This window comes from Microbulbifer sp. MKSA007, from assembly GCA_032615215.1.
Classification (GTDB): Bacteria; Pseudomonadota; Gammaproteobacteria; order Pseudomonadales; family Cellvibrionaceae; genus Microbulbifer.
The window spans coordinates 1154400-1165831 of sequence record CP128433.1; the positions used below are offsets into that span (position 1 = coordinate 1154400).

6 protein-coding genes are annotated in these 11432 nt (G+C 45.9%); 1 reads left to right on the forward strand and 5 read right to left on the reverse strand.

Going from position 1 to position 11432, the window contains the following annotated elements; translation table 11 throughout:
* Positions 1 to 10 precede the first annotated feature (10 nt).
* Positions 11 to 1330 (forward strand): glycosyl hydrolase family 18 protein, encoded by a 1320-nt coding sequence (locus QT397_07930; GenBank protein ID WNZ57260.1) that lies wholly within the window; start codon positions 11 to 13, stop codon positions 1328 to 1330.
* Between the two features lie 251 nt (positions 1331 to 1581).
* Here the strand turns inward: QT397_07930 and QT397_07935 are convergent, their stop codons facing one another.
* The 5 genes from QT397_07935 to QT397_07955 all read right to left on the reverse strand — a co-directional run bounded on the left by QT397_07935 (position 1582) and on the right by QT397_07955 (position 11425).
* Positions 1582 to 1932 carry a hypothetical protein gene (locus QT397_07935; GenBank protein ID WNZ57261.1) on the reverse strand — a complete coding sequence of 117 codons (351 nt, stop codon included), beginning with the start codon at positions 1930 to 1932 and terminating at the stop codon, positions 1582 to 1584.
* A gap of 160 nt (positions 1933 to 2092) precedes the next feature.
* Positions 2093 to 4984 (reverse strand): aminomethyl-transferring glycine dehydrogenase, encoded by a 2892-nt coding sequence (gene gcvP / locus QT397_07940; GenBank protein ID WNZ57262.1) that lies wholly within the window; start codon positions 4982 to 4984, stop codon positions 2093 to 2095.
* A 706-nt stretch (positions 4985 to 5690) separates the two neighbouring features.
* Positions 5691 to 6839 (reverse strand): MFS transporter, encoded by a 1149-nt coding sequence (locus QT397_07945; protein ID WNZ57263.1) that lies wholly within the window; start codon positions 6837 to 6839, stop codon positions 5691 to 5693.
* A 309-nt stretch (positions 6840 to 7148) separates the two neighbouring features.
* On the reverse strand, positions 7149 to 10289 hold the full coding sequence (locus QT397_07950) for an amino acid adenylation domain-containing protein (protein ID WNZ57264.1): 3141 nt from the start codon (positions 10287 to 10289) through the stop codon (positions 7149 to 7151).
* Positions 10290 to 10333: 44 nt separating this feature from the next.
* Positions 10334 to 11425 (reverse strand): condensation domain-containing protein, encoded by a 1092-nt coding sequence (locus tag QT397_07955; protein WNZ57265.1) that lies wholly within the window; start codon positions 11423 to 11425, stop codon positions 10334 to 10336.
* Positions 11426 to 11432 lie beyond the last annotated feature (7 nt).

Consider the following 11432-nt stretch of genomic DNA (forward strand, 5'->3'; position numbering starts at 1 on the left):
GAGCATAAATATGAAACAATCGACACGTAGAGCAATGCAGACTGCTTGTGCCACCATTTTATTTCAGACTGGTGCATACGCAGATATTGAAGTGGTCAATTCGGATGACTGTCCCTCGGACACTACAACAGTAAGCTATTCTGAAGCGCTTAATTATCCTAATGAATTTTGTGATCTTCTCAATAATGGTGATTTGGTTGGTTTATCAGACGGGTCCTCAATAGAACATCTGGGAAATAATTGCCAATTGACGAGTAATGAAAGTCGCCAATTATCCATGACATTGTGTAAATCCGAACCTTCAGCGCCTCATGTTGTTAGTGGAAGCAGCTGTGCAACTGATGCAAGCCCGGTCACCTATCTTGAGGCTCAAATCTATAAGGATGAGCTGTGTTCCATCCTGGGGGACTGGGAAATTGCAAATCTTGCCGATAATGCCTCCATGGATGGCAGCGGGTATGGGTGTGGTTCACGTAAGAATGAAATCCGTGAGCTGGGCTCAACTCTGTGTAAATCTGATACTCCTCAGGAAAGTGTGTCAGCGCCTAAAGTTGCTTACGTAGAAGTTAATAGTAATAACCTGGGCAATGCAGGCTGCTTTACAGAGAGCGATGGCAGCCAGTTGTTTGATATAGCTGTGATCTTCGCGGCAAATGTTAATTACGATGGTCAGAAAGCTGTACTGCATTTTAATGACCAAGTGTCAGACTTGCTCAATAACAATTTGAGTACAGTACAAGAATTGCAAGACAAGGGTACGAAAGTGGTGCTCAGCGTTCTCGGAAATCACCAAAATGCAGGTTGGTCCTGTTTTGCCGATGAGCAGTCCGCTGATGACTTTTCTCAGCAGCTAAAAGATGCCGTGGATCAGTATGGGTTGGATGGTATTGATATTGATGATGAGTACTCACAGTGCAGCCAAACCTATTCTGACTCCTTGGTAAAAGTGACTAGTGCATTGCGAGAGAAGATGCCTAACAAAATTATTTCTAAAGCACTTTGGAGTGATACCGATGCTTTTCAGGCTGAATGGAATGGGAAGAAACTGGGCGACCAATTAACTTATGGTTGGGAGATGAGCTATTGGTTGGGCTCAAGTTGCACTTCACGAGTTCAGAAGTACTTAAACTTGGGGGTCGATAGATCCAAATTGGGTGTTGGCGCTTCTACTGTGTTGAATGGCGCTTCCGCTGCAAGTGCATTAGCTTCCTGTAATGAAAATAATAACCTGGGTGGCGGCACTATGATATTTAATGTGACTAAAGATTCTAGCAGTTACCTTTCTACAATATGGCCAGGTACTTCAGAGGTCCCTAATTGCCTTAAGTGATTATATAAACCCTGGCTGATAGCCCCGTGGAAATTGGCATTAGTCGATGAAGCGGGGCAGCTCTAATAAAAAATGGATTTTGAAAAGTAGTTTAAGGGAGTGAAAAGGGTGTGCTCAATTATTGATTCTGATACTTATTTAAAATTACTATGTTGGGCCAACTTTCATTTTTCGAGTCAAGCGGGGATAGCCTGATATATTTTTACACTAGTAAAAGTAATGCTTCCCCTAATCAGTACGTAGAAACAACTTTACGAAGCCATTACTACCTTGCCACCTTCGCAAACAGATCCATTGTTTGGTCGATCATACCAGAACTTAATAGGTTTTCTAGCCGCGTGAGCTGCCAGAACTATGCTTTGTATTAGTTTAATTGATTCTTCAGTTACTTCCTGCGAATTCCCGACCTCAACATATATGCGCTTGCCGTCTCCGTCTGTGCATGCGGAATTAAAAGCTTGAGGAAAATTGATCTCTAATCTTCCATCGGGCAAAACGCCTACTGTTTCAGAAACTTGATAACTAGGCATTCCGACACTTGCCGATACTATTGATGAAAAAGAAGTGCACAGAAAGAGTAGGCCAATAGAGGTTTTTTTCATTTGGAAGTCCTTTTTGGAGAGGCTTAAGCAAGTTAGGTTACTTGCAAGCTATAAGAGGCTAAGTTTGGATGAAGTTAATGTCAATCAACTGGATTGCAAGCCGGGTGAAAAAAGCGGGCATTAAGCCCGCTTTTAAATCCATCTGTGAGAGTGTTAGATCTTACTCAGCGTAGCTCTCAATCGGAGGGCAGGAACAAATCAGGTTACGGTCGCCGTAGACGTTGTCGATACGATTAGCGGCCGGCCACACCTTGTGCTCTTTCAGCCATGCTGCTGGGCGCGCAGCAATATCCCGGGAGTAGCTGTGGGTCCACTCATCGTTCATCACGTCCTCAAGGGTGTGAGGTGCATTGTGCAGCGGGTTGTCTTCAGGGGTGTATTTACCGCTGGTGACATCTTCCACTTCCTGGCGAATTGTTGCCATTGCTTCGATAAAGCGATCCAGTTCACCCTTGGATTCGCTTTCGGTAGGCTCGATCATCAGGGTGCCGGCTACCGGGAAGGACATAGTGGGGGAGTGGAAGCCAAAGTCCATCAGGCGCTTGGCGATATCCTCTTCAGTGATGCCGCTGGCTTCCTTGAGTGGGCGCAGGTCAACCAGGCACTCGTGGGCAACAAAGCCATTGGTGCCGGTGTAGAGTAGGGAGTAGTGCTCACCCAGCTTCTTGGCTACGTAGTTGGCGTTCAGGATTGCCATTTCGGTAGCCTGCTTCATACCCTGCTTACCCATCATACGGATATACATCCAACTGATCGGCAGGATGCTGGCGGAGCCCCAGGGAGCAGCGGAGATGGTGCCGTTATCCAGATTGGTTTCCGGTACTTCAGTCACCGGGTGGGCCGCCAGGTAGGGCTTCAGGTGTTCGCCAACAGCGATCGGGCCCATGCCGGGGCCGCCGCCACCGTGAGGAATACAGAAAGTTTTGTGCAGGTTCAGGTGGGATACGTCACCACCGAACTGGCCCGGAGCTGCGACGCCAATCAGGGCGTTCATGTTGGCACCATCGATATAAACCTGGCCGCCAGCCTGGTGTACCAGGTCGCAAACTTCGCGGATACCTTCTTCGAACACCCCGTGGGTGGACGGGTAAGTGACCATCAGTGCGGCAACGCGGTCGCCGTGCTCTTCGATTTTGGCTTTCAGGTCTTCGATATCCACATTGCCTTTATCATCACAGGCAACCACTACCACTTTCATGCTCACCATCATGGCGGAAGCCGGGTTGGTGCCGTGGGCAGAGGCGGGAATCAGGCAGATGTCGCGCTGGGTTTCGCCCTTCGCTTCGAAGTACTTCTTGATAGCAACCAGGCCTGCGTATTCACCCTGGGAGCCGGCATTGGGCTGCAGGCTCACCGCATCGTAACCGGTGCAGGCGGATAGCATTTGCTGTAGCTGGCGGAACATTTCCGCGTAGCCTTCTGCTTGATCTACTGGTGCGAAGGGGTGCAGCTTGCCGAACTCGGGCCAGGTGACCGGGATCATCTCGGCTGTGGCGTTCAGCTTCATGGTGCAGGAGCCCAAGGGAATCATTGAGTGATTCAGGGCGATATCCTTAGCTTCCAGAGACTTGAGATAGCGCAGCATCTCGGTCTCGGAGTGGTAGGTGTTGAACACCGGGTGGGTCAGGAATTCAGTATCGCGCGCCAGGGAGGCGGGTACACCCAGGGAGCCCTTGCTGGCAATTTCGCTGTCCAGAGTATGCAGATCGATGCTGTGTTCGGTGCCGATAAAGGCATTGATCAGGTCGGACACATCCTGCAGGGTGGCGGTCTCACTCAGGCTCACACCCAGGGCGTCTTCACCAATTTTACGCAGGTTGATCTCAGCGGCCAGGGAGCGCTGGTAAATCTCTTCCTGCTTGGCGCCAACGGTGATATTCAGGGTATCGAACCAGCTGTCGTGGGCCAGATTAAAGCCTTCCTGCTGCAGGGCGGAAGCGAGAATGTCTGCCAGGCGCTGGATGCGGGCAGCGATGGTTTTCAGGCCTTCAGGGCCGTGGTAAATCGCATAGAAAGCGCTCATTACCGCTAACAGCACCTGGGAAGTACAGATGTTGGAGTTGGCTTTCTCGCGGCGAATATGCTGTTCGCGGGTTTGCATGGCCATGCGCAGGGCACGCTTGCCTTTGCTGTCTACGGAAACACCGATAATACGACCCGGTGCGGAGCGCTTGTAAGCTTCGCGGAAGGCGAAGAAGCCCGCGTGGGGGCCACCGTAACCCATGGGGATGCCGAAGCGCTGGTTACAGCCGACGACTACGTCCGCACCCATATCACCCGGTGCCCGCAGGGCTACCAGGCTCATCAGGTCGGCGGCCACAGTGACCAGGGCGTTGGCTTCGTGGACCTTGGCAATAATATCGCTCAGGTCGCGTACGCGACCGGTGCTGCCGGGGTACTGCAGCAGTGCGCCGAACAGCTCGGTGGGGATATCTTTTTCCACATCGCCGACAACGATTTCGAAGCCGAAGTGTTCGGCGCGGGTCTTAACTACGGCGATGGTTTGCGGATGGCAGTCCTGGTCCACAAAGTAGACGTTGGACTTGTTGCGCTTGACCTGGCGCTTACACATGGCCATGGCTTCTGCGGCAGCGGTGCCTTCATCCAGCATGGAGGCGTTGGCCAGTTCCATACCGGTGAGGTCCATAATCATCTGCTGGAAGTTCAGCAGGCCTTCCAGTCGGCCCTGGGCAATTTCTGGCTGGTAAGGGGTATAGGCGGTGTACCAACCCGGATTCTCCAGCACGTTGCGCAGGATCACATTGGGGGTAATGGTGTCGTGGTAACCCATACCAATAAAGGTGCGGTAGATCTTGTTGCGCGCCGCGATATCTTTCAGCTCTGCGAGGGCCTCAACTTCATTGATCGCATCGGCCAGATCCAGCTCATCGGTCTTGCGAATGGCTTCGGGCACGGTTTTCTCGATCAGCTCTTCGAGGCTGGCAACTCCGAGGGTTTCCAGCATGGCCTCTACCTGTTTGGCATCGGGGCCGATATGGCGATGGATAAAGGCGTCGTGTTGTTCCAACTGCTGCAGCGATGGTTGGGTCATAAACTTCGTTCCTGTAGTCGCAGGGAGTCGTCGCGGTGCGCTCGCGGTTAAAAATAGCACCTGGCCTCAGTACCGCTTTTCCTGTGGAAAGCCTCGGGCCTCCGCGTTGCGGATAGGCGAGGGTAACGCTTGGGAAAATCGGTTTGCAGGCAGCCCCGGGTCGTAATACGGAACCAGAGGGGGCGCCGGGCCATAGCGGCAGGCGCGCATCTTAGCAACCGGGGCGAGTAGGGGCAATCTGCAGGATTTGAGCGAGGAAACTGCTAAATTTGGGGCCAAAAAGTAGGTTAAATCCTGTGAATTTGGGGTTGGTGAGATTTTGTTCTACGCATGGCTGAGCAGATTTGAAGGTTGGCCATTTCCCCTACAGGCCGCTAACTGTTAAAGGAATGTTGTTCATCCTCCCTACGATTTCACAAAAGCTCACCATCTTAGCTGCCTCTCCAATTAACTAACACCTTATTGAGAGCGACGTATCTGCCATCAAGAGTTGCGATCATGGACATAGCTTATGGAATGAGGTCTGCATTAGCTGTCGCTTGACCCGGATATTGAATCTTTCGATCCACCTAATGAGCTGTTGTCTGGAGTGGGATAGCGGAGTGATTAGGATAGAAAGAAGTTTCGACGAAATAATTATTCTTGAGGGTATCAATTGCTTCCCTGCAAGTAGGCTATCCCCCCGAAGGGGGGATGGGATTGGAGACTAAGCTTGCTCTATTATTTGCTTGTCTTTATCTATGATCGTGGGGTTGAATTCTGAACTCAAAAATATACAACTACCACAAAGCCCCATGGCTGCTAACAATAACCAAGTATTGTTCAGTCCTATTTCAGCTGCGCCAAAACCACAAACTAGTGAACCGATGACACCACCAAAGCGAGTCGTTAATGAAAAAATGGAGTCAACAGTTGACCTGACCTCGTCCTTGACTGCTTGATGTTGTAACTGAGCGGAGGCAGAAAGACCCAGGCCGATGCTAAAATTAAACAATAAGAATAAACTAACAAACAGTAATAGATCTCCAGATAAAGCCAGTAACATCACCAGAGATAATTTTATCAGGCTGGCTACCAAAAGTACTTTTCCCAATTGCTGGTTAAAAAATTGAGCCATCCAGGTAGTGATTTTTGCTGACAAACTGCCTAGTAGCATAATTAATGCCATTAATAGCCCATACAGCCAACCTACGGGCATATCGTCCGATAAGGCCTCTAAGCGTACTGGCCAATATTTTTCGATAGCACTAGCTATAGGAGTCAATAAAATAACAGTCAACAATAAGCGCCATAGTGATGGTGAATAGCAGGCTTTAACACCTAAACTGAGTTGGCTTGGGATTTGGGCGATATTTGAAATTCGAAAACGATCAAATACACGATTTTCTCTGATTTTTATCTCGGTAAAGGCAAATAAGAGTAAGCTGCTAAATAGGGATAAAGCTAAAAGTCCCCGATATAAGTCCAGGTCATAATGCCCGAAATACTCCCCGCCTCCCACTACCAGGGCACAGCTCATTGCACCAAGCGCCCCAATGAGTCCGGCACGAGTCGCGATACGTGCAAAACCCTCTTGCAGGCTCATTGTACCTTCGGCTTGGTTAAAACACTCTACAAACCAGGCATTTAAAGAGCCAGAAAATAATGCCTGACTAGCTCCCCATAAAAACATTGCTAGTAAAGCTCCATAAAAGCTTTGCCAAACCAATAACACGAGGTAACAAGCCATAGACATCGTCAGGGAAATTAGATATACCTTTTTCCTCCCGATCTGATCCGCCAAGCTACCGGTGGGTAATTCGAAAAGTATCACTGACAACCCCATGACTGCCAGTATTATTCCCAGCTGCGGCATAGACATGCCCATAGCTAAAAAAAGGTGTTAATATCGGTAAAACTAAGTAGGTGGAGAAAAATCCCCACCCCATTTGAAATCCGTATAAGCGGATTAATTCTTGTCGTTCCATAAATCCTTCCTGGGAAGCCCCTAAAAAATACCAAATTCCTCAAAAGTTCTATCGTAAATATGTAGATGTAAATTTTTTCTTGATAAAATATATTCAAGGAATGTAGGTGTATAAGGAAATAAGTCAGAATCTCCCTCAATTCAACTGTAATTTTGAGCTTTAACAAAGCTAAATCTTAGTTTTCAGCGGATCTTCATTTAACTATAAATTACTTCGCTATGAGTTTCAGTCTCTAGATAATTATCGTAGCTGGAGGACAATTTAAGGTTGATTACGTTGGCCATAGTATTCAGTGTTTCATCTTCTATCATGATTCGCTCATGTTTTGCATCTATGGCAATATAATCGCAATTTAACAATAAACTTTCGAAACCATTTTTAGGCGTTGAGAAGCCCTTGTTGAACAATTCTTGAATGTCAATATAGTCATTGATCACAGCAAGGATTTGTGTTGGGGTTGCCTCATCAGAGACACTACTGCCTTCAAAGAAAACTACTGGTCCGCTATAGGACTGAAGTGATTTGACATATTCGGCATAGAAAAGAAAAGTATCCACCATTTCAGCTTCAAAACGCCCACAATTAGGTAGCCTAGGATCCTGCTTGATGGTGTCAATCAGATTTTGCTCTATATTGATCACCACGGGGTCAACTAAAAATAGCATTTCGACACTCTCGCCTAAAGCTTTCAGTCTTTGGGCGATACCAAGGGAAACCATAGCGCCTTCGCAGTAGCCTCCCAGCAAATAGGGCCCACTTGCCTGCTTCTTACGTATCACAGCAAAATAATAGTCAATCAAATAATTCAGTCTTATTTGCCGCCCACTATACACCTGGATATTTTCCAGCAAGTGGACCGGCCGGTTGATGTCCAGTTTTTCCACCAGTGGAGTAAAAGTTTCAGGACCTGCCGCTGCTGGAATCAGGAATAAACCGGTTTTGTTACTTACTTCGTTAAAGGTCATAAATTTATTAAATTCATTATAACCTGTCAGAAAGTTAACAATTTCGCTCTCGGTGCAGGATGAAAAATCAGGCATGGGTTCTGCTTTGATACTTTCAGCCAAGCCTCTGATAGTGGGTTGTTCATTGAGTAGTTTAGGTGAAACCCGGATATTGCTACGACTACAATGATGGTAAACTTTAAGTAAAAGTATTGAGTCCCCTCCCAATTCAAAGAAGCTGTCTAGTACTCCGACAGTATCTATACCCAATACCCTTTGCCAAATCTGGCACAACTCCTGCTCCAGTTCATTTTCTGGCGCAACATATTCAACCTTGCTAGTAAATTCTGGAAAGGGCAAGGCCACGCGATTTAATTTTCCGTTTATTGTTAGCGGCAATGTATCCAGGAAGGTAAAGGTGGAAGGCATCATATAATCAGGTAGGAATTCAGAAACAAAAGCTTTTAACTTGCTAGGGTCTGAACTTTTCTTTTCACTGAGGACGACATAGGCGGCAAGGTACTTATTCTTTTCGTGGATCCTATCAATTACCGCTACTTGCTGTACTTGAGGATGTTGGGCTAAGGCAGCTTCAATTTCACCCAGTTCAATACGATAACCTCGAATTTTTACCTGGGCATCATTTCGTCCAAGATACTCAAGTTCACCGTTAGGCAGCCAGCGGACTAAATCTCCAGTTTTATACAGCCGGTTTTTGATGTTTCCCTCTGATGCAATAAAAGGGTTCTCAATAAATCTCTCAGCCGTAAGTTCGGGCCTGTTAAGGTACCCTCTAGCCAACCCTGATCCGCCTACATATAGCTCCCCCGGAGCACCGATTGGTAAAGGTATTAATTTACTATTGAGTACATATGCCTTCATATCCTTTAATGGCCTACCGATATTGGAGTAAGCCGTATTATCGTCGGCTGTTAACTCTTTATAGGTCACGTGCACGGTCGTCTCTGTAATACCATACATATTTACCAGTCGAGTTGATTTATTACCATAGGTATCCCACCAACTTTTAAGTTGTTCAATATTTAGCTTGTCCCCTCCAAAAATCACCAATCGAAGTGCTTCAAGACATTCTCCAGTGATCCTTAATGTATCAACTAGTGCATAAAAGGCAGCTGGTGTTTGGTTTAATACTGTCACTTGCTCTTGCTGACACAAACGGACAAAAGTGGGTAGATCCTTTGTGATTTCTGTCGTTGGGATTACAAGTTTTCCACCTGTAGTCAAAGCGCCCCAAAGTTCCCAAACACTAAAATCGAAGGTATAAGCGTGGTAAAGTACCCAGTTATCGCTGTCATTGAAGCCGAAATCGGCCTGGGTTACCTGTAATAAGCGGATCACATTTTCATGAGTTTGTAATACCCCTTTAGGTTTGCCTGTAGTGCCAGAGGTATAAATCACATAAGCCAGATCCTGAGGTTTAACAGCGCTTACAGGCGCTTGTCTGTCGCTAGTAGCTTGATTTTCTAAGGTGTCCACATATACCAATTGGGGTATCAGTTCCAGTTCGCCAGAGAAAGCCGTGAAAGTGTGAGCATATTTTTTTCTGGTTATAACCAAGGAGGCCCCAGTATCTTGTAAAATGTACAAGCTTCGACTTTTGGGGTAGTCTGGAGAAATAGGTACATAAGTACCGCCGGCCTTGAGAATAGCTAGAATGCTAATTACCATTTCCAGGCTGCGATCAAGGAAAATGCCAATCAAAGTATCCGGTTCAAGTTGTTTTCCCTGTGCTGATAGATAATCAGCTTGTAGCTTTAGCGCCAGTTGGTTGGCTCTATTGTTTAGCTGTTGATAACTGAGAGTTTGTTGTTTAAATGATATTGCTGGTTTATCGGCAAAGGTCTTAACTCGTTCTTCAAATAGTTGATGAAGACATAGACTCTGAGATGAGCTTTGTGTGGTTTTGACCCAGTTATTTAATAAAGTTTGCTTCTCCTGCTTGCAAACCAAATTCATAGAAGCAATAGGCTGATGTACATCGGAAACCATCTGGGCCAATATTCTTTGATATAAATCAGCGAATCGCTTGATTGTATGCTCATCAAATAAGCTGATAGCAAAATTAAAGACACCGCTGAGATCAGGTTGCGAGTCATTAATATATAAACTCAAATCAAATTTTGCTGGAGAATACTCTTGATGGTGTTGAATGTCTTCTAGTAATTCTTCGCCAATAAAATCTAGCTGGTTTAGGTCGTTTAAGGATAGCTGGGTAAAAGAGGGATTTTTACTTTTTTCTACATTCGTCTGGACGCTTTCCAGACTAAACAGGACTTGAACTAAAGGGTGGCGGGAGGGGTCTCGTTCCACTTTAAGCAGTTTAACCAAGTGCTCAAAGGGGAGTTCCTGGTGAATTTTAGCTCCAAGAACCAATTGGTGAACTTTATCTATCCATTGTGCAATTGAAAAGCTTTCGTCTATTTCCCCCTCAATGCTAACAAATTAACAAAAAAGCCTATAACATTTTGGGTTTGTACATGGTGACGATTTTCTGACGGCGTACCGATAACCATGTCTTTCTGGCCGCTTAACGTCGAGAGCAACAAATAAAAACCGCTGAGCATTAAACAATACAGAGTTGTCTTCTGATCACGGGCCAATAATCTTAATTGTTGTGAAAGATGTGTATCTAATGAAAAATTGAATACCTGACCACGATAATCTTGCTGGGGCGGACGTGGTCTATCGGTGAACAAGTGTAACGAGCTGTATCCACCCAATTGCCCTAGCCAGTAATTTTCAAGGTTTCGTAGTTCTTTTCCCTGTAAAAATGTCTTTTGCCATACGGCATAATCACTATAGCAAATGTCTATCTGAGCAAGGTCGGGTGACTGCCCAAGACAATAGGATGAATAGGCTTGAGATAATTCGGTGAAGAAAATTTGTGCTGACCAGCCGTCAAATGCAATATGATGCCAAACAAAAAGAACAAACACTCCTTGGGGAGAATCAAATCGAATAACCCTTAACGGTATTTTTTCGCTTAAATCAAAGTTCTGCTCTATGGCTTCTTGTATCCCATTTAACAGATCAGTATTGTTATTTTTTGATAGACAACGAATAGTTAAAGGGCTATCAAGGACTTGCTGGTACGTATCACCATTTTCATGAAGGCGATAAACGGTGTTTAGTATTGGATGGCGCCTAACCATATACTGAATAGCATCTACTAAAGCGGGATAGTTAATATCATCAGATAGTCGAATCAGATGTGGGATATGATAGGCATTACTTCCTTGCTGCCACTGATGAATAAATAATAACCTCTCCTGGGCAAAACTAAGTTCAGATTTCTCTTCGGGTACAGAAAATATTATCCTATTGATGAAGTCACTTTTACTGTAAATGTGATTAAATTTTAACAAGCGGATTAATGATGACTTGTGTTCTTTGATTGACTCTAATAGATCGCTGTCTGACAAATCTTTTTTACTACTCAGGCGTAGCTGTTCTCCATCCAGCCAGATTGCGACTTGATTGTTTTTTATTTTGCTGATTAATTGATTCATTTTATTA

Excerpts from the sequence above, each read along its gene's own strand:
- QT397_07935 (WNZ57261.1), bottom strand. The coding sequence starts at position 1,932 with ATGAAAAAAACCTCTATTGGCCTACTCTTTCTGTGCACTTCTTTTTCA.
- gcvP (WNZ57262.1), bottom strand. The coding sequence starts at position 4,984 with ATGACCCAACCATCGCTGCAGCAGTTGGAACAACACGACGCCTTTATC.
- QT397_07955 (WNZ57265.1), bottom strand. The coding sequence starts at position 11,425 with ATGAATCAATTAATCAGCAAAATAAAAAACAATCAAGTCGCAATCTGG.
- QT397_07930 (WNZ57260.1), top strand. The coding sequence starts at position 11 with ATGAAACAATCGACACGTAGAGCAATGCAGACTGCTTGTGCCACCATT.
- QT397_07945 (WNZ57263.1), bottom strand. The coding sequence starts at position 6,839 with ATGCCGCAGCTGGGAATAATACTGGCAGTCATGGGGTTGTCAGTGATA.